The following is a 24,042-nucleotide window of genomic DNA, read 5'->3' as shown; positions in this document are numbered from 1 at the left end:
CCGCTTTACTCTTTAACAAGACCAAGCAAAGACCACTCCAGACCATGACCGAGTCCGTTCTTGACTACATGACCCGCCTGGGTCGCGCTGCCCGCGAAGCTTCTCGCGTCATTGGCCGTGCCAGCACCGCGCAGAAAAACCGCGCCCTGCAGGCTGCTGCCAATGCGCTGGACGCGGCACGCGTCGAGCTTGCCGCTGCCAATGAGCTGGATCTGGCGGCCGGTCGTGCCAATGGTCTGGAGCCTGCGCTGCTGGAGCGCCTGGCCCTGACGCCGGAGCGTATCGACGGGATGATCGTCGGCCTGCGGCAGGTCGCCGCCTTGCCCGACCCTGTGGGCGCCATTCGCGACATGAGCTTTCGGCCTTCCGGTATTCAGGTCGGCAAGATGCGTGTGCCCCTGGGGGTGATCGGGATCATCTACGAGTCGCGTCCCAATGTGACCATCGACGCCGCCAGCCTTTGCCTCAAGTCGGGTAATGCGACCATTTTGCGTGGCGGCTCCGAGGCGATTCACTCCAATCGCGCCATCGCTGCGTGCATCCAGCGCGGCCTGGCCGAGGCCGAGTTGCCTGCCGCCGTGGTGCAAGTGGTCGAAACCACCGACCGTGCAGCAGTCGGCGCCCTGATTACCATGCCCGAGTACGTCGATGTCATCGTGCCCCGTGGTGGCCGTGGCCTGATCGAGCGGGTCAGCCGCGATGCGCGGGTGCCCGTGATCAAGCATCTTGACGGTATTTGCCACGTTTACGTCAGCGCTCACGCCGACCTGGCGAAAGCACAGCGCATCGCCTTCAACGCCAAGACCTACCGGTATGGCATCTGTGGTGCGATGGAAACCCTGCTGGTGGATGAAACCGTTGCCAGGGATTTCCTGCCGTCGATGGCCGCCCAGTTCCGCGAGAAAGGCGTTGAACTGCGCGGCTGCGCCCGGACCCGGGCGATCATCGATGCGGCCGTGGCAACCGAAGACGACTGGAACACCGAATACCTGGCGCCGATCCTGTCGATCCGCGTAGTCGATGGGCTGGACCAGGCCATCGAGCATATCAACCAGCACGGTTCCCATCACACCGACTCGATTGTCAGCGAAAGCCTCGCCGACACGCGACGTTTCGTCGCCGAAGTCGATTCGGCATCGGTGATGATCAACACCCCGACCTGCTTCGCCGACGGGTTTGAATATGGATTAGGTGCCGAGATCGGCATTTCTACTGATAAGCTGCACGCCCGCGGACCTGTGGGTCTGGAAGGCCTGACCTGCGAGAAATATATCGTGGTCGGCGATGGCCAGTTGCGCGGCCAGGCGTCGGTCTGACTTGGGCGACCTCGACCTGACAGCGCCGGCCACTCCCGACGAGCCTGCCCCGAGACGCATAGGCGTACTGGGCGGCACGTTCGATCCGGTGCACATCGGCCACTTGCGCGGTGGGCTGGAAGTCGCCGAGTCCCTGGCACTGGACGAATTGCGCCTGACGCCCAGCGCCCGACCGCCTCATCGCGGTACGCCGCAGGTGTCGGCGAAGGACCGGTTGGCAATGGTCGAATGCGCGGTGGCCGGTGTGGCACCGTTGGTGGTGGACGCTCGCGAATTGCAGCGGGACAAACCGTCCTACACTATCGACACCCTGGAGCTGATGCGTGCCGAACTGGCCGCTGAGGACCAGGTTTTTCTACTTTTGGGCTGGGACGCATTTTGCGGCCTGCCCACTTGGCATCGCTGGGAAGAGTTACTCCAGCATTGCCACATCCTGGTGCTGCAACGCCCGGATGCCGACAGCGAACCGCCGGATGCCTTGCGCAACCTGCTGGCAGCGCGCTCGGTGAGCGACCCGCTGGCCCTGAAAGGGCCGAGCGGACAGATTGCATTCGTCTGGCAGACGCCGCTCGCGGTATCCGCCACCCAGATCCGTCAACTGCTGGCCAGCGGTAAGTCGGTACGTTTCCTGGTGCCCGACGCGGTCCTGGCCTACATCGATGCGCACGGACTCTACCGTGCGTCGAACTGAAAAACGGCGAGCTTCAAGGCACGTGATCACGTGTAGCGAAGCGCCCGAACATACGAGCAAAACGAGTTTTATATGACTGACAAAGACGTAGCTAAAGTAAAGCGCAAAGGCACATTCAAGAGCGCCCCTCTGCCAGTAGAGGCGCCAACCGGGCCGGAGTTGCGCGGTGAAGAGCTGGTCAAGGTTGCCGTTGCAGCCCTGGAAGACGTGAAGGGCCAGGACATCCAGGTCATCGACGTTCGTGAAAAGCAGAGCATCACCGATTTCATGATCATCGCCACCGGTACTTCGAACCGCCAGATCGGCGCGATGCTGGACAAGGTCCGCGAAGCCGTCAAAGCCCTGGGCGTCAAGCCGTTGGGTGAAGAAGGCAAGGGCGACAGCGACTGGGTATTGCTGGACATGGACGACGTCATCGTACACATGATGACTGCCTCGGCACGTCAGTTCTATGACCTGGAACGCCTGTGGGCCGGTGCCGAGCAAAGCCGTTCGGCCAGCGCTGCACACCACAGCCCAGAGAACACCCATGAGCACTTCACCAAGCTCAACAAAGACCAGCAATAATAAGGGACCGCTGTGCGACTGCGACTGATCGCCGTCGGTTCACGCATGCCCAAATGGGTGGAAGAAGGCTGGCATGAATATGCCAAGCGTCTTCCATCCGAGCTGGCGCTGGAACTGGTGGAAATACCGCTCAATACCCGTGGCAAGAACGCCGACGTGGCACGCTTCATCCGACAGGAAGGCGAAGCCATGCTGGCTAAAGTCGGCCCGAACGAGCGGATTGTCACTCTCGAAGTCCACGGCAAGCCCTGGAGTACAGAGCAGTTGGCGGTCGAACTCGATCGCTGGCGGCTGGACTCGCGCACGGTGAACTTCATGGTCGGTGGCCCCGAAGGGCTGGCGCCGGAAGTCTGTGCCCGGGCAGATCAGCGCTGGTCGCTCTCGCCGTTGACCCTGCCGCACCCCCTGGTGCGGATCCTGATCGGCGAACAGCTGTACCGTGCCTGGACAGTGCTGTCCGGCCACCCTTACCACAAGTAGCTTTACCCTCATGCCCCAGCCGATCCGCATCAAGGACCACGAAAAAGACGCCCGTCTGGTGCGTGGCCGCGTCGTGTTCGGGGCAATTGCGGTGGTGACGCTGATTTGTGTGCTGATTGCGCGGCTGTATTTCCTGCAGGTGATTCAGTACGAGTATCACTCGACCCTGTCGGAAAACAACCGGGTGCATGTGCAGCCGATCCCTCCGACTCGCGGGTTGATCTTCGACCGCAATGGGGTCGTTGTCGCCGACAACCGACCCAGTTTCAGTCTGAGCATGACCCGCGAGCGTTCCGGCGACTGGCAGCAGGTGCTCGATGTGATCGTCGAAGTCCTGGAGCTGACGCCGGACGATCGGGTGATATTTGAAAAGCGCATGAAACAGGGGCGTCGGCCGTTCGAGCCGGTGCCGATCCTGTTTGAACTCTCGGAAGAACAGATCGCCCGGATCGCGGTCAACCAGTTCCGCCTGGCCGGGGTGGAAGTGGTCGCGCAACTGGTGCGCCACTACCCGCAGGGCGCGCACTTCGCGCACTCGGTGGGATACATGGGGCGAATCAACGAGAAAGAGTTGAAATCCCTCGATCCGGTCAATTACAGCGGCACCCATCACATCGGCAAGACCGGTATCGAACGATTCTACGAACCCGAACTGCACGGCCAGGTGGGTTACGAAGAGGTCGAAACCAACGCGCGAGGCCGTGTACTGCGGGTGCTCAAGCGTACCGATCCGATTCCCGGCAAGGACATTGTCCTGAGCCTGGACATCAAATTGCAGGAAGCTGCCGAAGCGGCACTTGGCGGGCGGCGTGGCGCCGTGGTGGCATTGGACCCGGCCACCGGCGAAGTGCTGGCGATGGTCAGCCAGCCGAGTTTCGACCCTAACCTGTTCGTCACCGGCATCAGCTTCAAGGCCTATGCCGAGTTGCGCGATTCCATTGACCGGCCGCTGTTCAACCGCGTGTTGCGCGGCCTGTACCCGCCGGGCTCGACCATCAAGCCTGCCGTGGCCATTGCCGGCCTGGATTCAGGGGTCGTGACCGCATCGAGCCGTGTGTTCGATCCGGGTTACTACCAGCTGCCGAACTACGACCACAAGTACCGCAACTGGAACCGTTCCGGTGACGGCTTCGTCGATCTGGACACGGCAATCATGCGCTCCAACGACACCTATTTCTACGATCTGGCCCATAAGCTGGGAATTGATCGGCTGTCGGCCTATATGGGCAAGTTCGGCATCGGCCAGAAGGTCTCGCTGGACATGTTCGAAGAATCGCCGGGGCTGATGCCGTCCCGGGAGTGGAAGCGCGCCACCCGACGTCAGGCGTGGTTCCCTGGCGAGACATTGATCCTGGGAATCGGCCAGGGGTACATGCAGTCGACACCGCTGCAACTGGCGCAGGCCACGGCACTGGTGGCGAACAAGGGCGTCTGGAATCGTCCGCACCTGGCCAAGACGGTCGAAGGCGAGAGACCCAAGGACGAAAACCCGATGCCGGATATCATCCTGCGCGATCCGTCGGACTGGGCCAAGGTCAACCACGGCATGCAGCAGGTGATGCACGGTGCCCGGGGCACCGCGCGCAAGGCAGCCATCGGTGCGCAATACCGCATCGCCGGCAAAAGTGGTACGGCCCAGGTGGTCGCGATCAAGCAGGGCGAGAAGTACGACCGCTCCAAGGTTCAGGAACGTCACCGCGACCACGCCCTGTTCGTCGGCTTCGCGCCGGCCGAGAACCCGAAAATCGTCGTGTCGGTAATGGTCGAGAACGGCGAGTCCGGTTCCGGCGTAGCGGCACCAGTGGTCCGTCAGATCATGGATGCCTGGCTCCTTGGCCAGGACGGTCGGCTGAAAGCCGAGTACGCCAGCCCTACCAGTGCGGAGGCTACGGCCCGTGAAGAGTAATTTCGATCGCATCCTCTCCAGTGAAGATGTGATGCGTCGCCGTGCGACGCTGCTGCAACGCATGCATATCGACGGTCCGTTGCTGATCCTGCTGTTGACCCTCGCGGCCGGCAGCCTGTTCGTGCTGTATTCGGCCAGCGGCAAGAGCTGGGATCTGCTGGCCAAGCAGGCCACCTCGTTCGGCATCGGCCTGGTGTCGATGGTCGTCATCGCCCAGTTCGAGCCGCGCTTCATGGCCCGTTGGGTGCCGGTGGGTTACGTGCTGGGCGTGCTGTTGCTGGTGGTGGTTGACATCATGGGCCACAACGCCATGGGTGCCACGCGCTGGATCAACATTCCGGGGGTCATCCGCTTCCAGCCTTCGGAGTTCATGAAGATCCTGATGCCGGCGACCATCGCCTGGTACCTGTCCAAGCGCACCTTGCCGCCGCAGCTCAAGCACGTGGGGGTAAGCCTGTTCCTGATCGGTTTGCCGTTCATCCTGATCGTGCGCCAGCCCGACCTCGGCACTTCGCTGCTGATTCTGGCGGGGGGCGCCTTTGTATTGTTCATGGGTGGCCTGCGCTGGCGCTGGATCCTCAGCGTGCTTGCGGCCGCGGTGCCGGTATCCGTCGCCATGTGGTACTTCGTGATGCACGATTACCAGAAACAGCGCGTGCTGACCTTCCTCGACCCTGAGAGCGATCCACTGGGCACCGGCTGGAACATCATTCAATCCAAAGCCGCCATTGGTTCCGGCGGGGTGTTCGGCAAGGGCTGGCTGTTGGGTACCCAGTCGCACCTGGACTTCCTGCCGGAAAGCCACACCGACTTCATTATTGCGGTGTTGGGCGAAGAGTTTGGCCTGGTGGGCATCTGTGCGCTGCTGCTGATCTACCTGTTGCTGATCGGCCGTGGCCTGGTCATTACCGCCCAGGCCCAGACATTGTTCGGAAAATTGCTCGCCGGTGCCCTGACCATGACGTTTTTTGTTTACGTTTTCGTCAACATCGGTATGGTCAGTGGCCTGTTGCCGGTTGTGGGGGTGCCGTTGCCGTTCATTAGCTACGGAGGAACTTCGCTGGTGACACTGCTGTCAGCGTTTGGGGTTTTGATGTCGATCCATACCCATCGTAAGTGGATCGCGCAAGTTTGAATAAGGTGAAGATGTCAATGCAAGAAATGCGTGGCTGGGCGACTCGATACGCGCCGTGGGTCGGCCTGGTAGGCATCCTTGGCACAGCGCAGCAAGCGCTGGCCGGCGATTACGAAGGCACTGCGCAGGTGGCCGAATTCGTCGGTGAAATGACCCGCGACTACGGTTTCGCCGGTGAGCAGCTGATGGGCGTGTTCCGCGAAGCCGAGCGCAAGCAGTCGATTCTGGACGCGATCTCGAAACCTGCCGAGCGGGTCAAGCAGTGGAATGAGTATCGCCCGATGTTCATCACCGACGCGCGCATTGCCCGCGGTGTGGACTTCTGGCGCCAGCACGAAGCCGTATTGGCGCGTGCCGAACAGGAATACGGGGTGCCGGCCCAGGTGATTGTGTCGATTATCGGCGTTGAGACCTTTTTCGGCCGTAATACCGGTAATTTCCGGGTGATCGACGCCTTGTCCACCCTCGGTTTCGACTATCCTCCCCGTGCCGAATTTTTCCGCAAGGAATTGCGCGAGTTTCTGCTGCTGGCCCGGGAAGAACAGGTCGATCCATTGACCCTCAAGGGTTCATACGCCGGGGCCATGGGCCTGCCGCAGTTCATGCCCAGCAGTTTTCGCGCCTATGCAGTGGATTTCGACGGTGATGGCCACATTAATATCTGGACCAACCCGGACGATGCAATCGGCAGTGTCGCCAGTTATTTCAAGCGTCACGGCTGGGTGGCCGGAGAACCCGTGGTCAGTCGCGCCGATGCGCGTGGCGACCAGGTGGACGAGGGTTTGACCACGGGCATCGAGCCGACTAAAACCGTCGGGGAGTTGCGAGCGTTGGGGTGGTCGAGTCATGATGCGCTGCGCGATGATATGCCGGTCACAGCTTTCCGCCTGGAAGGTGACCAAGGTCCTGAATACTGGATGGGCCTGAAGAATTTTTACGCGATCACGCGTTATAACCGCAGCGTGATGTATGCCATGGCCGTACATCAACTGTCTGAACAGCTGGTCCAAGCACGGGGCGTCAAGTAATGCGGGCATTGCCTATGAATAAACCCCTGAAGCTGATGGCATTCGGTGCCTTGGCGGTGCTGGTCGCCAGTTGTTCGACCAGCCGCTCTCCTACGCAAAAACCTGCGACCACGGCCGTGCGCACCATGCCGGGCCTGGACATCAACCGCGCTCACAAAGACGGCGCGCCGTGGTGGGATGTCGACGTATCGCGCATTCCGGATGCCACGCCAACCCTGCATACCGGTCCTTACAAAGCCAACCCCTACACCGTACTGGGCAAGACCTACTTCCCGATTCAGGAATCGAAGAGCTACGTGGCATCGGGCACGGCGTCCTGGTATGGCACCAAGTTCCATGGCCAGAACACCGCCAACGGCGAAGTCTATGACTTGTACGGCATGAGTGCTGCCCACAAGACCTTGCCACTGCCAAGTTACGTTCGGGTGACCAACCTGGACAACAACAAATCAGTGGTGCTGCGAGTCAACGATCGTGGGCCGTTCTACTCCGACCGGATCATCGACCTGTCCTATGCCGCCGCCAAGAAGCTCGGCTACGCCGAAACCGGGACCGCGCGCGTCAAGGTCGAGGGTATCGACCCGCAACAATGGTGGGCCGCCAAGGGGCGTCCGGCGCCGTTGATGCTCAATGAACCGCAGATCGCCCAGAACAAGGCACCGGTCATCACGGCTTCGGCCGGTACGGTGGAGCAATGGACTCCGCCGCCACAGCAGCACGCGGCGGCCGTAGTGCCAGTGCAGATCGATGCAAAAAAAAACGCTTCTGCACCAGCCTCTGGCCAGTATCTGCAGGTGGGCGCGTTCGCCAACCCGGACGCTGCAGAGCTCCTGAGATCGAAGCTGAGCGGAATGGTGAGCGCTCCGGTGTTCATCAGTTCGATAGTGCGCAATCAGCAAACCCTGCACCGGGTGCGCCTGGGGCCAATGGGCTCGCCGGGTGAAATCCAGCAGGTGCAGAACAGCGTGCGACTGGCCAATCTCGGTTCGCCGAGCCTGGTCACCGCCGAGTAATACGTAGTACTTGATTGAAGGCTCGCTTGCGATTTGGGGGTGAGCCTGGTTGTTGGCTCGATGAAGAACAAAAGCCCGGCAAGGGTTATGAGTGAACAACTGAACACGCGACAGCTCGTTAGAGTGCTGTCTGATTAGTTTTGCCTTTGGGCAGTTCCCATTAGCGATTTCGAGAGACGGATGAACATCACCACCTTTGCCAAACGCCTTTGCCTGCTAGTCCCGCTGCTCATCTCGCCTGCCGCTTTCGCGGTCGAGATGATGCCGTCGCCACCTCAACTGGCGGCTAAATCCTATGTACTCATGGACGCCAGCAGCGGCAACGTGCTGGTCGAGAACAACGGTGACCAGCGTCTGCCTCCGGCCAGCCTGACCAAGCTGATGACCGCGTACATCGCGACCCTGGAAATTCGTCGTGGCCAGATCGGCGAAAACGATCCGGTGACCGTCAGCGAAAACGCCTGGCGCACCGGCGGTTCGCGGATGTTCATCAAGGTCGGCTCCCAGGTAACGGTCAGTGACCTGCTGCACGGCATCATCATCCAGTCGGGTAACGACGCCAGTGTTGCGCTCTCCGAGCACATCGCCGGCAGCGAAGATGCCTTCGCCGACATGATGAACAAAACCGTGGCCGACCTTGGCATGACCAACAGCCACTTCATGAATCCGACTGGCCTGCCGAACCCGGAGCACTACTCGTCGGCTCACGACATGGCCGTGCTGGCTCGCGCAATCATCCACGAAGACCCTGCCCACTATGCGATCTACTCGCAGAAAGAGTTCTTCTGGAACGGCATCAAGCAACCTAACCGCAACCTGCTGCTGTGGCGCGACAAGACCGTGGACGGCCTGAAAACCGGTCACACCGACGAAGCCGGCTACTGCATGGTGTCTTCGGCTGTACGTGACGGCATGCGCCTGATCGCCGTGGTCTTCGGCACCAACAGCGAAGTGGCTCGCGCCTCTGAGACCCAGAAGCTGCTGACTTACGGTTTCCGCTTCTTCGAAACCCAGACCTTCTATCAGAAAGGCGCCGAGCTGGCCCAGGCTCCAGTCTGGAAAGGCACCACCAACCAGGTCAAGGCCGGCCTGGCTCAAGACCTGACCATGACCCTGCCAAAAGGTCAGCTGAAGAAGCTCGCCGCCAGCATGACCATGAACCCGCAACTGATTGCGCCAATCGCCAAAGGCGACGTGATCGGTAAAGCCGAAGTGAAACTGGACGACAAGGTTGTGCACAGCGCAGACCTGATCGCACTGGACGCGGTCGACGAGGGTGGTATCTTCCGTCGCATGTGGGATAGCATCCGTCTATTCTTCTACGGCTTGTTCAACTGATTTAGTGTGGACCTGCATGGCCCCCTTCCAATCCGGTGCGGGGCCATGTTCGTTACCACGGCTTACGCTCACGAGGCCGTTACGCCATGACCGATACCGAAGTAAAGGCGCCAAAGATCGAATTCCCCTGCGCGGATTATCCTATCAAGGTGATCGGCGATACCGGCGTAGGTTTCAAGGACAGGATCATCGCGATCCTTGAGAAGCACGCCACTGTTGACCTCAAGACGTTCGCCGAACGCCAGAGCACCAACGGCAAGTACACGACCATCCAGTTGCACATCATCGCTACCGGTCAAGAGCAGCTGTACGACATCAACAGCGAATTGCGCGCTACCGGTTTTGTGCACATGGTGCTGTGATGTCTGGCACGCTGGGCTTTCGCGAGCTTGGCCAGATGGCTTACGAGCCGGTCTGGCATGCCATGCAACGCTTTACCAACGAACGTGGCAGCAATGCCGCGGACGAGATCTGGCTGGTCGAGCACCCACCGGTGTTCACCCAGGGCCAGGCCGGCAAGGCTGAACATCTGCTGTTGCCGGGTGATATCCCGGTGGTGCAGGTCGACCGTGGTGGCCAGGTGACTTATCACGGCCCCGGCCAGTTGGTCGCCTACCTGTTGCTCGATGTACGCAAACTCGGTTTTGGTGTGCGTGACCTGGTCACCCGCATGGAGCATTGCCTGATCGAGCTGCTGGCGAGCTACGGCGTTACCGCTGCCGCCAAGCCGGATGCACCGGGTGTGTATGTAAACGGGGCAAAAATTGCCTCCCTGGGTTTGCGCATTCGCCATGGCTGTTCCTTTCATGGCCTGGCCCTGAACGTGGACATGAACCTGGAACCGTTTCGACGGATTAATCCCTGCGGCTACGCCGGGCTGGCGATGACCCAGCTGAGCGATCACGCAGGATCGATTGAATTTGCCGAGGTAAGTGCCCGGCTGCGCGCGCAGCTCGTCAAACACCTCGACTATGCTGAGCAGACGACCCTAACGGGCGGAATCGACTGATATGACTACTGATGCAGTGCAAACCATGATCCCGACGCTGGATGTTACCGAGCGTCCGGCCCCGCGTGCCAAGGTTGAAGCCGGCGTCAAGCTGCGCGGCGCCGAGAAGGTTGCACGCATCCCGGTAAAGATCATTCCGACCACCGAACTGCCAAAAAAGCCGGACTGGATCCGTGTGCGCATCCCGGTTTCCCCGGAAGTCGACCGCATCAAGGCGCTGCTGCGTAAACACAAGCTGCACAGCGTGTGCGAAGAGGCATCCTGCCCGAACCTGGGCGAGTGCTTCTCCGGCGGCACGGCGACCTTCATGATCATGGGTGACATCTGCACCCGTCGTTGCCCGTTCTGCGACGTGGGCCACGGTCGTCCGAAGCCACTGGACGTCAATGAGCCGCAAAGCCTGGCCATCGCCATCGCTGATCTGAAACTCAAGTACGTGGTGATCACCTCCGTTGACCGCGATGACCTGCGTGACGGCGGTGCCCAGCACTTCGCCGACTGCATCCGCGAAATTCGCAAGCTGTCGCCAAATGTGCAGCTCGAAACCCTGGTCCCGGATTACCGTGGACGCATGGACGTGGCCCTGGAAATCACTGCGGCCGAGCCGCCTGATGTGTTCAACCACAACCTGGAAACCGTGCCTCGCCTTTACAAGGCTGCGCGTCCGGGCTCGGACTACCAGTGGTCGCTGACCCTGCTGCAACGCTTCAAGCAGATGATGCCGCACATTCCGACCAAGTCCGGCCTGATGCTGGGGCTGGGTGAAACCGATGAAGAAGTCATCGAAGTGATGAAGCGCATGCGCGAACATGACATCGACATGCTGACCCTGGGCCAGTACCTGCAACCTTCGCGCAGCCACTTGCCAGTCCAGCGCTTCGTGCACCCGGACACCTTCGCCTGGTTCGCCGAGGAAGGTTACAAGATGGGCTTCAAGAACGTCGCATCCGGCCCGCTGGTTCGCTCTTCGTATCACGCTGACGAGCAGGCCAAGCTGGTCAAGGCCGAGCTGATGTCGTCCTGATCAACTGCTGGTAAAACAGCCCGCAAGGCCTGTCCGGCTTGCGGGCTGTTTTTTGCCTGGCCTGAGGCACACCGCGATTTTGTCCTGCAGTTGGAGGGCGCTGTCCCTCTTCTGTTTGTGCCCGTTCCTGACTACTGTGGTGCAAGACGCCTTCACACCGGGAGATTCATGGATGACCGTTAAACCAACCCACGTTCTCAGCCCGCACGTTCCTGTGCCGGCGCTGCCTGCCGAGGGCCTGATCGGCGTCATCGCTCCCGCCGGCCCTGCGCCTCTGGACACCGACAAAGCCACCGCCTGGATGCGTGCTCGCGGGTATGCGCTGCGGATTTTTCCCGGGGTCTACGAGAAGGAGGGTTACCTTGCCGGCAGCGACGAAAGGCGGCTGGCAGATTTGCACGCCGCGTTTGCCGATCCGCAAGTCGATGCGATCATTTGCTTGCGTGGCGGTTACGGCACCCCGCGCTTGCTCGATCGCATTGATTTCGACCTGTTGCGCAACAATGCCAAGCCATTCATTGGCTATAGCGACATCACCGCGCTGCATCTGGCGATCAGTCGATATGCGGGGTTTGTGACCTTTCACGGGCCGCTGCTCAATGCCGACCTGCTGGGTGACCGGAAGCGGCCGACCGAGTCCTCGTTTTTCAACATGCTCAGAGGGCAGGTGAAGGCGGGGAGTGTACTGACTCACCCGGTGGCCTACCCCTTGATCACGATCGAGCCAGGTATTGCCCACGGGCGCTTGCTCGGCGGTAACCTGTCGATGATCGCGGCCGTCATGGGCACGCCCTATGCGCTCGATGCCGAGGGCGTCATCCTGTTTATCGAGGACATCAACGAGCCGCTGTACCGTATTGACCGCCTGCTGACCCACCTGCGCCTGGCGGGCACGCTGGGCCAGCTGCGCGGGGTATTGGTAGGCGATGTGGCGGGGGTGGAGACGGCTGCGCTTGAGCGGCTGCTCAAGCAGACTTTCGAGCCTTTACGCATCCCGGTACTGGCCGGTTGGCGCAGCGGGCATTGTGATCCGAACCTGACGCTGCCGATGGGGGCGTTGGTGAAGCTCGATGCGGGGGGCAAGGCGTTGGTGTTGGAGCAGGATGTCGTAATCAAGTCTTAGATCATCACGGACTGATAGTCAGTCATCGCGGGCAAGCCCGCTCCCACAAGTTCCAGGTTGAATGCGATGTTGCGTACGCCCTGGATCCTGTGGGAGCGGCTTGCCCGCGATGCTTTTAGCGGTTACGCAGGCCTTCCAGCAACTTGTGCGTCGGATACCCATCCGCCGGCCAGCCAAACGACTGTTGGGCACTGCGTATCGCCTTGCGCGTGTTGGCGCCTATGATCCCGTCGGCGGTACCGGCGTCGTAGTTCTGTGCGCTCAGCAGGCTTTGCAATTCAATGCGCTCGGTACGACTGAGCGGCATGTCATCTTTGGGCCAGGTACCACTGATCAGGCCGCCACCGCTGAACCGTTCCGACAGCAGGCTGACGGCCAGGGCGTAGGACGACGAGTTGTTGTACTTGAGAATCGCGCGGAAGTTATCCAGCACCAGAAAGGCCGGGCCCCGGTAGCCTGCCGGCAGCAGCAGGGCGGCAGACAGCTGCTCTGACCCTGCTGGAACCTGGGCACCACCGGGCAGTGTTACGCCCAGCTGCCGCCATTCGGCGACACTCTTGCGCAGCGTACCGTCTGCCAGGACGTAGTTAAAACCGTTCGGCAGCTGCACTTCAAAGCCCCAGGGCTGGCCTTTCTGCCATCCCGAGCTTTGCAGGTAGTGCGCGGTGGAGGCCAACGCGTCGGCGGAACTGCCCCAGATGTCACGGCGCCCGTCGCCATCGAAGTCCACGGCGTGGGTGTTGTAGGTCGTCGGGATGAACTGGGTCTGGCCCATGGCCCCGGCCCAGGAGCCGAGCATTTTCTCGGGTTCGATATCACCCTGTTGCAGGATTTGCAGCGCGGCGATCAACTGCGCCTGGGCGAAGCCCGGACGGCGGCCTTCGTAGGCCAGGGTTGCCAGGGAGTTGATGACCGATTTACTGCCCTGGAACTGCCCAAAGTTGCTCTCCATGCCCCAGACCGACACCAGTACCTGCCGGTCAACTCCATAGCGCTGCTCGATGCTTTGCAGGATGTCGGCGTACTGGTTGACCAGCGCCTGGCCCTTGCGCACCCGCAGGGGCGAAAGCGCGCCATCAAGGTATTCCCACACCGGGCGGGAAAACTCCGGCTGGCTGCGGTCGGCGCGAATGACGCTGGGGTCCAGGCTGACATTGGCGAACGCGCGATCGAACAGATCGGCACGGATCCCGGCGGCGAGTGCTTCCTTGCGGAAACCTGCCTGCCAGTCGGCAAACGTCTGCGTGGGCTGGAGATCAAGATTTTCACCGGTCGGGACCACCGGCGGTATGACCGCAGGGGCTGTTGCGACTGGGAGGGTCTGGAGCGGTTGAGCGTCGGCGGCGGTGGGTTTTTCCGCGCAAGCGACAAGCATAACGAGGCTGGAGGCAGCTAGCAGTTGGCGCAGGGGCCAACGACGGGAAAGACTAAGGGGCATGCACAGGTCCAGGGAAAAACGAGTCAGGTGCAGACCTTAACATGTTGAGCGGTTGGTTGCCTTTCAGGGCGCCAGAAAGTAAGCAGCCACTGTAGGCGCTGCCGAAGGCTGCGACCTGTTGATCTTATTCAGCCGGCAACATCAATCGCTGGCCAGCCATTAACAACGACAGGCGGCTCAGGCTCATCCATGGCGAACCCGCTGCCTGACCTTTGATCTGCGCATCAATACGCTGCGCTTCCAGCAACAACTGCGCCCAGCGTTGCGCCGAGTAGCGTTGCAGGGCCTTGCTCATCAGCGGTTTGCGCTTGTCCCAGACCGGTGGTCGGGCCGAGCTGAATGCCTTGTCCAGCGGTACGCCCTGGCTGTATTGCAGCGACAGGTTGGCCAGCAAACGCAGCTCCCGCGCCAGAGCCCAGAGAATGACCGGTGGCTCGACGCCTTCACCGCGCAGGCCTTCAAGCATTCGCAGTGCGTGGGCCGCTTCGCCGTTGAGAATCGCATCGGTCAGGCCAAAAACGTCGAAACGCGCGCTGTCGGCCACCGCCGCTTGCACGGTTTCCACCGTGATCTGCCCACCTTCAGCCATCAGCTTGAGCTTTTCGATTTCCTGGGCGGCAGCCAGCAGGTTGCCTTCGACCCGTGCGGCAATCAGTTCGACCGCGTCCTGGCTGGCGGAGAGCCCGGCCTGCGACAGACGCTGGCGGATCCAGCTGGGCAGCTGGTTGGCATCCACCGGCCAGATCTGCACGAACTGGGTGTGCTGGCCTTCGACCAACGCCTTGCCCCACTTGGTTTTCTGCGCGCTGCCGTCCAGCTTGGGCAGGCTGATCAGCAATACCGTGTCTTCGGCAGGTCGCGAGCAATATTCGATGAAAGCGGCAGCACCCTTGTCGCCGGGTTTGCCCGACGGCAGGCGCAGTTCCAGCAAGCGTTTTTCAGCGAATAACGACATGCTGGCACCCGCTTGCAGCAAGGTGCCCCAGTCGAAACTGGCGTCGGCGGCGAATACCTGGCGCTCGTCAAACCCTTGTTGGCGAGCCGCAGCGCGGATGGCGTCGGCGGCTTCCTGGCACAGCAGCGGGTCGTCGCCGCTGATGATGTAGACCGGCGCGAGGTTGCCTTGCAGGTGTTTGGCGAGTTGGGCGGGGGCGAGTTTCATGGCAAAGGGCGAGCGGGGCGCCTGGGCGCCCCGCAGGTCTTACTGCTGCGGCAGTTCAACGGGCGACTGACGTGGCGTCTCCGCCTCGGCTTTCTGCGCCGCTTCCATGGCGGCGGCCTCAGCCTGGGCCTTGGCGTCAGCAGTCTGCTGCATCTGATCCAGCTGTGCCGGGGTGAGTTGTTGCAGACGCAACATCATGCGCTGGACCAGGTCGCGACGGATTTCCTTGCGTGCATCATCGGCTTCCAGTTCGGAGCCCACCAGGTTGTTGCCGTCGTGGATGAACACCTTCTGCACTTCGATTTTGTCGCTCAGCAGCTCGCGATCACGCTGGCCACGGATATCGTACTCAAGCACGGTCGTCAGCTGGTACTCGCCAGTACGGCCGGCACCTGCATAGCTGAGAATGCGCTGGCTCTCCTGCTCGTTGGTCAGGATCAGCTTGTACGGCGCGCCGGCGATAACCTTGACGCCGCTGCTTTCGAGCACCTGGCGCATCTGGGTCACGGTAGGGCCGTAGGCATTACGTGCGCTCAAGTCGAGTTCCTTGATCGCCAGCTCGGTCGTACCAGTACCACGCAGCTGGAAACCGCAGGCGCTCAACAGGACCGCAAGGCCCATCACCAGCAAATTGCGTTTGATCATCTTGTTGTTCCCCTTGAAACCAGGTGGGCCGACTGTGCGGCCCGAAAGGTTTTACTCGGCGCCAGGCTCACCTGGCGCCTGGTCCAATTAGCTGGCGACGATATTGACCAGTTTCCCGGGCACTACGATCACTTTACGAATAGTCAGGCCGTCAACGAAGCGCAGCACGTTCTCGTTGGTGCGGGCAGCGGCTTCGACTTCTTCGCGAGTCGCGCTGGCCGGCATTTCGATCTGCCCACGCAATTTGCCGTTGACCTGGATAACCAGCGTCAGGCTGTCCTGCACCAGCGCGGTTTCGTCCAGCACCGGCCAGCCGGCGTCGATCACCGCATCCGGGTGGCCGAGCTGATTCCACAGCTCGTGGCAGATGTGCGGAGTGATCGGAGCCAGCAGCAGGGTCACGGCCTCCAGGCCTTCCTGCACCAGCGCGCGATCCTGTTCGGTCACTTGCGGTGCTTTTTCCAACACGTTCATCAGCGTCATCACCTGGGCGATGGCGGTGTTGAATTTGTGGTTCTGGCCGACGTCGTGGCTGGCCTGCTTGATAGCCAGGTGGATCGAGCGGCGAATGGCCTTCTGCTCGTCGTTCAGGCCGGCGACGTCCAGTTTCCCCGGCAAGCCTTGAATGACATGGCCTTGAGCCAGGCGCCAGACGCGCTTGAGGAAGCGATGCGAGCCTTCCACGCCAGAGTCGGACCATTCCGCGCTCATGTCGGGTGGCGAAGCGAACATCATGAACAGACGGCAGGTGTCTGCGCCGAACTGGTCGATCATCGACTGTGGGTCGACGCCGTTGTTCTTCGACTTGGCCATCTTCTCGGTGCCACCGATTTCCACCGGCAGGCCATCGGCGATCAGCTTGGCGCTGACCACCTTGGCCTTGCTGTCGCGCTCGAGTTCGACGTCCGCCGGGTTGAACCAGGTGTAGGCACCATTGGCTTCGCGACGATAGTAAGTCTCGGCGATCACCATGCCCTGGGTCAGCAGGTTCTTGAACGGTTCGTTGGAGCTCACCAGGCCTTCATCACGCATCAACTTGTGGAAGAAGCGCGCGTACAGCAGGTGAAGGATGGCGTGCTCGATGCCGCCGATGTACTGATCCACCGGCAACCAGTGGTCAGCGGCGGATTTCTCCACCAGGCCGCCTTCATAGTGCGGTGAGGCGTAACGGGCGTAGTACCACGAGGACTCGACGAAGGTGTCCATGGTGTCGGTTTCACGCTTGGCCGGCTGGCCGCATTTCGGGCAGTTGCACTCGTAGAACTCGGGCATGCGCGCCAGAGGTGAACCTGCACCATCCGGGACCACGTCTTCGGGCAATACGACAGGCAGTTGATCTTCCGGAACCGGCACGTCACCACAAGACTGGCAGTGGATGATCGGGATCGGGCAGCCCCAGTAGCGCTGACGGCTGATGCCCCAGTCGCGCAGGCGGAACTGGGTGCGCGAGGCGCCAAGGTTTTTCTTGATCAGCGCGACTTCGATGGCGTCAAACGCGCCCGGGAAGTCCAGGCCGTCGAACTCGCCGGAGTTGATCAGCGTGCCGTGCTCGCCGTAGGCGTCCTGCCATGGCGCCGGGTTGGTGTCGCCGGAACTGGTGCGCACCACGGACTTGATAGGCAGGTTGTACTTGGTTGCGAACTCGAAATCACGTTCGTCGTGGGCCGGAACAGCCATGACCGCACCGTCGCCGTAGTGCATCAGCACGTAGTTGGCGACCCATACCGGAAGTTTCTCACCGGTCAGCGGGTGCTCGACGAACAACGAGGTCGGCAGGCCTTTTTTCTCCTGGGTGGCGACGTCGGCTTCAGCCACGCTGCCGCCTTTGCATTCGGCGATGAACGCCTGCAGCTCAGGGTTGTTCTGTGCCGCCAGGGTCGCCAACGGGTGTTCGGCGGCCACGGCCACGTAGGTGGCGCCCATCAGGGTGTCCGGACGGGTGGTGAAGACTTTCAACGCGCCGGTTTCGCCGATGGAGTCGACGTTGTAGGGGAACTGCACTTCCATGCCGCGGGATTTGCCGATCCAGTTGCGCTGCATGGTCTTGACCTGTTCAGGCCAGCCAGTCAGCTCGTCGAGGCTCTCGAGCAGTTCATCCGCGTAGGCGGTGATCTTGAAGTAATACATCGGAATTTCGCGCTTTTCGATCAGCGCGCCGGAACGCCAGCCGCGACCGTCGATCACCTGTTCGTTGGCCAGGACGGTCTGGTCGACCGGGTCCCAGTTCACGGTGCCGCTTTTCTTGTAGATCACGCCTTTTTCGAACAGGCGGGTGAACAGCCATTGTTCCCAGCGGTAGTAATCGGGCTTGCAGGTGGTCACTTCACGCGACCAGTCCACCGCCAGGCCCAGGCTGCGCAACTGGTTCTTCATGTAGGCGATGTTTTCGTAGGTCCACTTGGCGGGAGCCACGTTGTTCTTCATCGCGGCGTTTTCCGCCGGCATGCCGAAGGCGTCCCATCCCATGGGTTGCAGGACGTTCTTGCCTTGCATGCGCTGGTAGCGGGAGATCACGTCGCCGATGGTGTAGTTGCGCACGTGCCCCATGTGTAGCTTGCCGCTAGGGTAAGGGAACATCGACAGGCAGTAGAAAGTCTCCTTGCCTGGCTGTTCACTGACTTCAAAGGACTTTTGCTCGTCCCAGAATGACTGGGCGGCGGCTTCAATTTCACGGGGCTGATATTGTTCGTGCATGGCTACTTTTGAACTGAATAGGGGTGGCCTAATCCTCTTCGTTGCAATGCTGGACGGTGAACGCGCCAATTCGACGTTTCGCTGTCCAGGCGAGCTGGAAGTGGAGTTACAGGAAGCGCCGTAGCATACATGACCGCGCTCTGCCGAGGGAAACCCTGATTGCACGCAGGCGCCGCCCGATTTGCCCGGCGAGGGCCGTTGGTCGCGGCGCTTAGCCGGTTTGGTGATGGAAGCTAAGCTCTAAATGGGGAGCAAGACTTATCTTCAATGAGGTGAGGGATGGTTGAGTCACAGCAAAAAGTCACGAAACCGCAGCTTTATGAACGACTGATCGATCGTCTGGGGATCGCCCTGGACGCTGCTAAAACCGCTGACCGGCTGCGCGATGAGCGCCCCCTCGAGTTGGAACTGCGTGGCCTGAGCCCCGCAGAATTTGCCTTGGTAAAAGCGTATCTGGACCGCAGTGAACGTGAAACACACGGATGCCTGTCAGAAGCAGTGAAGCAGCTTGACGCACCGCGCTCGGCCAAAATCATCTGGCTCAAGGACAAGGTACCTGGCAGGGACGCGGTAAAGGTCCGGTCGCTGCAATTCAAATAAATAAGGCTCCGGCCGCATTTCAGGCAATGAAACAGTTTAGTCCTTTCGATTTAGTTGTCGCATTGCATCAACCCTCTTAGGCTTCGGGCATCTCTGGAGATGCTCGATGCCTTTTCGTTATTTCGTGAAACAACTTCTCTTGCCGCCCGGCATCCTGTTGCTTTTGCTGGCCCTTGGCTGGTGGCTGCGCCGCACCCGGCCACGACTGGCCGGCCTGTGCTTTGCGTTGGGCCTGGGGGGCTTCTGGCTGATGAGCCTGCCGATTGTCGTGCAATGGAGTGCCAATGCCCTGGAGCGCGTGCCGCCGTTGACACGTGAAGAGTGGGCGACACTCGGCCAGCGTGCCGATGCCATCGTGGTGCTGGGTTCAGGGCGCGAACATGGTGACCCGGCATGGGGCGCCGATCAGCCGACAGGTATCGGGCTGGAGCGGCAACGTTATGCCGCGCGCCTGGCCAAGGCGTCGGGGTTGCCGGTGCTCACCAGTGGCGGCTTGCATTACGGTACGCCACCTTCCGAAGCCAGGTTGATGGCGGATTCGATGCTGGACGATTTCGGGGTGACCGTACGCTGGCAGGAAGGACTCAGCCGCACGACCTGGGAGAACGCGCAGATGAGCGCCAGCATGTTGCTGCCCCAGGGGATCAAGCGCGTGGTAGTGGTAACCCAGGCGGCCCACATGCCGCGGGCTGTCTGGAGTTTCCAGAAAGCCGGATTCGAGGTGGTGCCTGCGCCGGTGGGGTTTCTCGGTGGGGATAACGCGCGACCGCTGGGTGGCTGGATGCCCGAGTTCAAGTCGATCTGGCAGAGCGGGCAGTTGATGAACGAGGCGGTAGGACAGGTGGGGTATTCGTTGTTTTACCGTTGAAGATCAAAAGATCGCAGCGGCGTGTCACCCGGTAGGAGCTGTCGAGTGAAACGAGGCTGCGATCTTTTAAGGCATCACAATTAAATTAAACGGTCTTGGCCATCCTGTTCGCCACCAGCGCCCAGCCAAACAACAACACACACACCACGATCAACGGCCACGAACGCCATTGCAGGTAGGGCGTCAGGTTATGCATCGGCACCACTTCCCCATACAAAATGCCGCGCTCGAACTGCGGAATCTGTGCGGTGATCTGGCCGAACGGGTTAATTAGCCCGGTGACGCCATTGTTGGTCGCGCGAATCATCCAGCGACCGGCCTCCAGTGCGCGCATCTGCGCCATCTGCAAGTGTTGCAGCGGGCCGATGGACGTACCAAACCAGGTGTCGTTGCTGATCGTCAGCAACAGGTCGCTGCGCGCCGACAGGTCGGCGGCGAAGTCTGGATACACCACTTCGTAGCAAATGAATGGCGCAATCTGATAACCCTTGGCTTGCAGCAGTGGCTGATCGGCCGGGCCGCGGGCGAAGTCGGACATCGGCAGGTCGAAGAACGCGATCAACCCGCGCAGGATGTCCTGCAGCGGCACGTACTCGCCGAACGGGACGAGTTTCTGCTTGAGGTAGGTCCCGTCGCCTTCACCGACCACGGTAATGCCGTTGTAAAAGCGTTTCTGGTGGTGAACTTCCTGACGGATCGGCACGCCGGTGATCAGCGCAGAATCACGCTCGGCCGCGAACTTGCCCATCATGTTCAGGTAGCCTTCGGCGGATTCCTTGAGCACCGGTACTGCGGTTTCCGGCCAGATCAGCAGGTCGACCCGTTTGGAACTGAGGCTCATGTCGCGATACAGGGCAAGCTGAGCGTTCAACTGCGCCGGGTCCCACTTCATGCTCTGTTCGACGTTGCCCTGGATCGCGGCAACACTCAGTGGCGCGCCTGAGGGGCTGGTCCAGGCGTGTTCCTTCAGCGCGATGCCTGCCACCCATGGGCCGGCCAGCAGTAATACGCCCATCGCCATGAAACCTTTGCGCCCAGTGCGGACCAGGCGCAGGCCGTTACAGATAAGCGCCGCGGTGAGGGCGAGGGCAAAGGAGATCAGCCACATCCCGCCCACAGGCGCGAGCCCGGCCAGAGGCCCGTCGAGCTGGCTGTAACCGGAGTAGAGCCACGGGAAACCGGTAAGGAACCAGCCCCGGAAGGCTTCCTGGGCGACCCACAACGCGGCGAATGCCAGTGCGTCAGCCAACGGCGCCTCATTACGGCGCAGCCAGCGCGCCCAGATCCACGCGGGCAGGGCGAAGAACCAGGCAATCGCCGCCGTGAAGATCAGCATGAGGAAACCGGCGAGCAGCACCGAGGCGCCACCGAAGTGGTGGATGCTGTAATAGATCCAGCTGGTACCGGCACCAAACAGGCCGAAACCGAAACACCAGCCACGGCCCAAGGCCTGGCGTGGAGTCAGTTGGCGTAAGCCGGCGTAGAAAAAACCGACCGCCAGCAATGCCAGCGGCCAGATATCGAACGGCGCCAGGGCCAGGGTGGTGAGTGCACCGGCCGCCACGGCCAGCAGGTTACCGGGCCAGCCGGGGGCGGTCAGACGGCGCATTTCAATCCTTAGCGAGCAATGGGTGTCAGGCGCAGCAAGTGAATTCGACGGCTGTCGGCGTTCAGGATGCGGAAGCGGTAAGGGCCGATTTCAGTGATTTCGTTGCGTTTTGGCAAGTGCCCGAACGCGCTCATCACCAGGCCGCCGACGGTGTCGAACTCGTCATCGGAGAACTCGCTGTCGAAGAACTCGTTGAAGTTCTCGATCGGCGTCAGGGCCTTGATCAGGAAGTCACCGCTGGGCAGTGGCTTGATGTAGCTGTCTTCTTCGACGTCGTGCTCGTCTTCGATGTCGCCAACGATCTGTTCCAGCACGTCTTCGATGGTCACCAGGCCAGCGACACCGCCGTATTCGTCGATCACGATGGCCATGTGATTGTGGTTGGCGCGGAATTCGCGCAGCAGCACATTAAGGCGCTTGGACTCCGGTACGAAAGTGGCCGGGCGCAGCAGATCCTTGATGTTGAAGCTGTCGCCGTTCTCCTTGAGGATCAACGGCAGCAGGTCCTTGGCCAGCAACACGCCCATCACGTCATCGTGGCTTTCGCCGATCACCGGGTAGCGGGAGTGGGCCGAGTCGACCACGGCAGGCAGGAACTCGCGAGGTGTCTGGGTCGCCTTGATGCTGATCATCTGCGAGCGCGGGACCATGATGTCCCGTACCTGCAGGTCAGCGACCTGGATGGCGCCTTCGACAATGGCCAGCGCTTCGCTGTCCAGCAACTTGTTCTGATGGGCATCACGCAGCAGCTCCATGAGCTCCTGGCGGTTTTTCGGCTCGTGGGCAAAAGCCTGGGTGAGCTTACCCAGCCATGACTTCTGCCCGTTGCTCGATCGATCTTCGCTCATAGCGATTACTCTGAATCCTTTGTTGTAACGATAGGGGATGTTTGTGTTTCGTCGTCTGCGTACGGGTCCGGATGACCCAGCTCGGCAAGCAACGTTCGTTCCAGCGCTTCCATTTCTTCGGCTTCGTCGTCATCTATATGGTCGTAACCCAACAGATGCAAGCAGCCATGAATCACCAGATGCGCCCAGTGGGCCTTTAGTTCCTTGCCTTGTTCAGCGGCCTCGCGCTCGACCACCGCCACGCAGATCACCAGATCGCCCAGCAGCGGTATATCGAGGAACTCGTCAGGCACGTCAGCCGGAAACGACAGCACGTTGGTGGCATAGTCTTTCTGCCGCCAGGTGTGGTTCAGCTCGCGCGCTTCATCCTGGTCAACCAGGCGAATGGTCATTTCGGAATCGGCGGTGCGTTGGCGCAGGGCGAGCTCGCACCATTGGCGGAACTCGGCTTCGCTGGGAACAGGCGCCTGGGTAGCCAGTTGCAGATCAAGCTCAAGCATCGCGGCGGCTGTCCTTCGGTGCTTCGTCGGCCACACGGTTTTCAAAGCGCTCGTAGGCTTCGACGATGCGTTGCACCAGCGGATGGCGCACGACGTCCTTGGGCATGAAATGGGTAAAACTGATGCCTGGCACGTCCTTGAGCACCTCGATCACGTGGTGCAGCCCGGACTTGGTGCCCTTTGGCAGGTCGACCTGGGTGATGTCACCGGTGATGACTGCCGTGGAGCCAAAGCCGATCCGGGTCAGGAACATCTTCATCTGCTCGACGGTGGTGTTCTGGCTTTCGTCGAGGATGATGAAGCTGTTATTGAGCGTGCGGCCACGCATGTAGGCCAGCGGTGCGACTTCGATTACCTGGCGTTCGATCAGCTTGGCCACGTATTCGAAGCCGAGCATTTCGTACAGCGCGTCGTACAGCGGGCGCAGGTAGGGGTCGATCTTCTGCGACAGGTCGCCGGGCAGGAAGCCGAGCTTTTCGCCCGCTTCAACCGCCGGACGAACCAGCAGGATGCGGCGGATCTGCTCCCGTTCCAGCGCATCTACTGCGCAGGCAACGGCCAGATAGGTCTTGCCGGTACCGGCGGGGCCGATGCCGAAGTTGATGTCGTTGCCGAGGATTTCCTTCACGTAGCGCAATTGATTCAAGCCGCGAGGGCGAATCATGCCTTTCTTGGTGCGCAGGGCGACGGACGGTTCGGATGGGGACACGTTGTCCAGCTCTGCGACGGCCGATTCCTGCAGGAACAGGTGGACCATGTCCGGCGACAGCTCGGTACCCTTGGTTTCCCGGTACAGGCGGCGCAGCAGGTTTTCCGCTGAGCTGGTGTGTTTAGGGTCGCCGATCAGCTCGAACTGGTTCCCGCGGTTGCGGATCTCGATTGTCAGGCGCTGTTCGATCAAGCGCAGGTGCTCGTCGAATTGCCCGCACAGATTGGCGAAGCGGCGAGCCTCAAAGGGCTCGAGGATAAAGCGATGTGGTTCGATGGGTGCGTTCAAGGTCGTATTTAGCCGCCCTGGGGCAATTAGGATGAAATCAAGGATAACGCC

The 24,042-nt window shown here is 61.0% G+C and carries 22 protein-coding genes and 1 pseudogene; 15 read left to right on the top strand and 8 right to left on the bottom strand.

Features of this window, described 5'->3' with window-relative positions; genetic code table 11:
• Window positions 1-26 precede the first annotated feature (26 nt).
• The 13 genes and pseudogenes from EQV97_RS20490 to EQV97_RS20430 all read left to right on the top strand — a co-directional run.
• Window positions 27-1,316: pseudogene (locus tag EQV97_RS20490) on the top strand (glutamate-5-semialdehyde dehydrogenase); the annotation flags it as partial.
• Window position 1,317: 1 nt separating this feature from the next.
• Entirely contained in the window at window positions 1,318-2,007 is a 690-nt protein-coding gene (gene nadD / locus EQV97_RS20485) for a nicotinate-nucleotide adenylyltransferase (RefSeq protein WP_163019394.1), read from the top strand.
• A gap of 72 nt (window positions 2,008-2,079) precedes the next feature.
• A complete protein-coding gene (rsfS, locus tag EQV97_RS20480) occupies window positions 2,080-2,574 on the top strand; it encodes a ribosome silencing factor (RefSeq protein WP_045062095.1) in 495 nt (164 codons plus the stop codon).
• A gap of 12 nt (window positions 2,575-2,586) precedes the next feature.
• On the top strand, window positions 2,587-3,054 hold the full coding sequence (rlmH, locus tag EQV97_RS20475; protein WP_003185785.1) for a 23S rRNA (pseudouridine(1915)-N(3))-methyltransferase RlmH: 468 nt from the start codon (window positions 2,587-2,589) through the stop codon (window positions 3,052-3,054).
• A gap of 10 nt (window positions 3,055-3,064) precedes the next feature.
• Window positions 3,065-4,960, top strand: a complete 1,896-nt coding sequence (mrdA, locus tag EQV97_RS20470; protein ID WP_240889656.1) for a penicillin-binding protein 2 — start codon at window positions 3,065-3,067, stop codon at window positions 4,958-4,960.
• Window positions 4,961-4,991: 31 nt separating this feature from the next.
• A complete protein-coding gene (rodA, locus tag EQV97_RS20465) occupies window positions 4,992-6,095 on the top strand; it encodes a rod shape-determining protein RodA (protein WP_163019402.1) in 1,104 nt (367 codons plus the stop codon).
• 17 nt (window positions 6,096-6,112) lie between these two features.
• Window positions 6,113-7,123, top strand: coding sequence for a lytic murein transglycosylase B (gene mltB / locus EQV97_RS20460; protein ID WP_122838931.1), 1,011 nt, complete (start codon window positions 6,113-6,115; stop codon window positions 7,121-7,123).
• Complete coding sequence (locus EQV97_RS20455) at window positions 7,123-8,136, top strand: septal ring lytic transglycosylase RlpA family protein (protein ID WP_045062092.1); 1,014 nt, start codon at window positions 7,123-7,125, stop codon at window positions 8,134-8,136. The genes mltB and EQV97_RS20455 overlap by 1 nt, the downstream gene beginning before the upstream one ends.
• Window positions 8,137-8,316: 180 nt before the next feature.
• Window positions 8,317-9,474: a D-alanyl-D-alanine carboxypeptidase family protein gene (locus EQV97_RS20450; protein WP_240889655.1), complete on the top strand. Its 1,158-nt coding sequence runs from the start codon at window positions 8,317-8,319 to the stop codon at window positions 9,472-9,474.
• Window positions 9,475-9,560: 86 nt separating this feature from the next.
• Window positions 9,561-9,836 carry a DUF493 domain-containing protein gene (locus EQV97_RS20445; RefSeq protein ID WP_045062090.1) on the top strand — a complete coding sequence of 92 codons (276 nt, stop codon included), beginning with the start codon at window positions 9,561-9,563 and terminating at the stop codon, window positions 9,834-9,836.
• Window positions 9,836-10,483, top strand: coding sequence for a lipoyl(octanoyl) transferase LipB (gene lipB, locus EQV97_RS20440; RefSeq protein WP_010467370.1), 648 nt, complete (start codon window positions 9,836-9,838; stop codon window positions 10,481-10,483). Before EQV97_RS20445 ends, lipB begins: the two co-directional genes overlap by 1 nt.
• A 25-nt stretch (window positions 10,484-10,508) precedes the next feature.
• The gene (lipA, locus tag EQV97_RS20435; protein WP_162130606.1) at window positions 10,509-11,507 is read left to right on the top strand and encodes a lipoyl synthase; all 999 of its coding nucleotides are present in this window, start codon (window positions 10,509-10,511) and stop codon (window positions 11,505-11,507) included.
• Window positions 11,508-11,679: 172 nt separating this feature from the next.
• Window positions 11,680-12,630 carry an LD-carboxypeptidase gene (locus EQV97_RS20430; protein WP_225569637.1) on the top strand — a complete coding sequence of 317 codons (951 nt, stop codon included), beginning with the start codon at window positions 11,680-11,682 and terminating at the stop codon, window positions 12,628-12,630.
• A 115-nt stretch (window positions 12,631-12,745) separates the two neighbouring features.
• Here EQV97_RS20430 and EQV97_RS20425 read toward each other — a convergent pair whose 3' ends face one another.
• The 4 genes from EQV97_RS20425 to leuS form a co-directional block, all read right to left on the bottom strand.
• On the bottom strand, window positions 12,746-14,068 hold the full coding sequence (locus EQV97_RS20425; RefSeq protein ID WP_122838933.1) for a lytic murein transglycosylase: 1,323 nt from the start codon (window positions 14,066-14,068) through the stop codon (window positions 12,746-12,748).
• 124 nt (window positions 14,069-14,192) lie between these two features.
• Window positions 14,193-15,230: a DNA polymerase III subunit delta gene (holA, locus tag EQV97_RS20420; protein ID WP_122838934.1), complete on the bottom strand. Its 1,038-nt coding sequence runs from the start codon at window positions 15,228-15,230 to the stop codon at window positions 14,193-14,195.
• 39 nt (window positions 15,231-15,269) lie between these two features.
• A complete protein-coding gene (gene lptE / locus EQV97_RS20415; RefSeq protein ID WP_122838935.1) occupies window positions 15,270-15,875 on the bottom strand; it encodes an LPS assembly lipoprotein LptE in 606 nt (201 codons plus the stop codon).
• Between the two features lie 87 nt (window positions 15,876-15,962).
• Window positions 15,963-18,569, bottom strand: coding sequence for a leucine--tRNA ligase (leuS, locus tag EQV97_RS20410; protein ID WP_122838936.1), 2,607 nt, complete (start codon window positions 18,567-18,569; stop codon window positions 15,963-15,965).
• 279 nt (window positions 18,570-18,848) lie between these two features.
• Here leuS and EQV97_RS20405 point away from each other — a divergent pair, with 279 nt between their 5' ends.
• Together EQV97_RS20405 and EQV97_RS20400 are read left to right on the top strand one after the other, a co-directional pair.
• Complete coding sequence (locus EQV97_RS20405; RefSeq protein WP_045062082.1) at window positions 18,849-19,169, top strand: hypothetical protein; 321 nt, start codon at window positions 18,849-18,851, stop codon at window positions 19,167-19,169.
• Window positions 19,170-19,275: 106 nt separating this feature from the next.
• The gene (locus EQV97_RS20400; RefSeq protein WP_240889652.1) at window positions 19,276-20,037 is read left to right on the top strand and encodes a YdcF family protein; all 762 of its coding nucleotides are present in this window, start codon (window positions 19,276-19,278) and stop codon (window positions 20,035-20,037) included.
• An 85-nt stretch (window positions 20,038-20,122) separates the two neighbouring features.
• Here EQV97_RS20400 and lnt read toward each other — a convergent pair whose 3' ends face one another.
• Genes lnt through EQV97_RS20380 form a run of 4 tightly spaced genes read right to left on the bottom strand, consistent with a single transcriptional unit; the run spans window position 20,123 to window position 23,991 of the window.
• Window positions 20,123-21,646: an apolipoprotein N-acyltransferase gene (lnt, locus tag EQV97_RS20395; RefSeq protein WP_122838938.1), complete on the bottom strand. Its 1,524-nt coding sequence runs from the start codon at window positions 21,644-21,646 to the stop codon at window positions 20,123-20,125.
• A gap of 8 nt (window positions 21,647-21,654) precedes the next feature.
• The gene (locus EQV97_RS20390; protein WP_240889651.1) at window positions 21,655-22,494 is read right to left on the bottom strand and encodes an HlyC/CorC family transporter; all 840 of its coding nucleotides are present in this window, start codon (window positions 22,492-22,494) and stop codon (window positions 21,655-21,657) included.
• A gap of 5 nt (window positions 22,495-22,499) precedes the next feature.
• Window positions 22,500-22,994, bottom strand: a complete 495-nt coding sequence (gene ybeY / locus EQV97_RS20385) for an rRNA maturation RNase YbeY (RefSeq protein ID WP_122838939.1) — start codon at window positions 22,992-22,994, stop codon at window positions 22,500-22,502.
• On the bottom strand, window positions 22,987-23,991 hold the full coding sequence (locus EQV97_RS20380; RefSeq protein WP_122838940.1) for a PhoH family protein: 1,005 nt from the start codon (window positions 23,989-23,991) through the stop codon (window positions 22,987-22,989). Before EQV97_RS20380 ends, ybeY begins: the two co-directional genes overlap by 8 nt.
• Between the last annotated feature and the right edge of the window lie 51 nt (window positions 23,992-24,042).

Origin of the sequence: Pseudomonas sp. TMW22090 (genome assembly GCF_022496665.1) — a bacterium.
Taxonomy (GTDB): Bacteria; Pseudomonadota; Gammaproteobacteria; order Pseudomonadales; family Pseudomonadaceae; genus Aquipseudomonas; species Aquipseudomonas gregormendelii.
The sequence above is the reverse complement of the archived record's forward strand: the minus strand, read 5'-3'. Positions and strand labels throughout refer to the sequence as shown.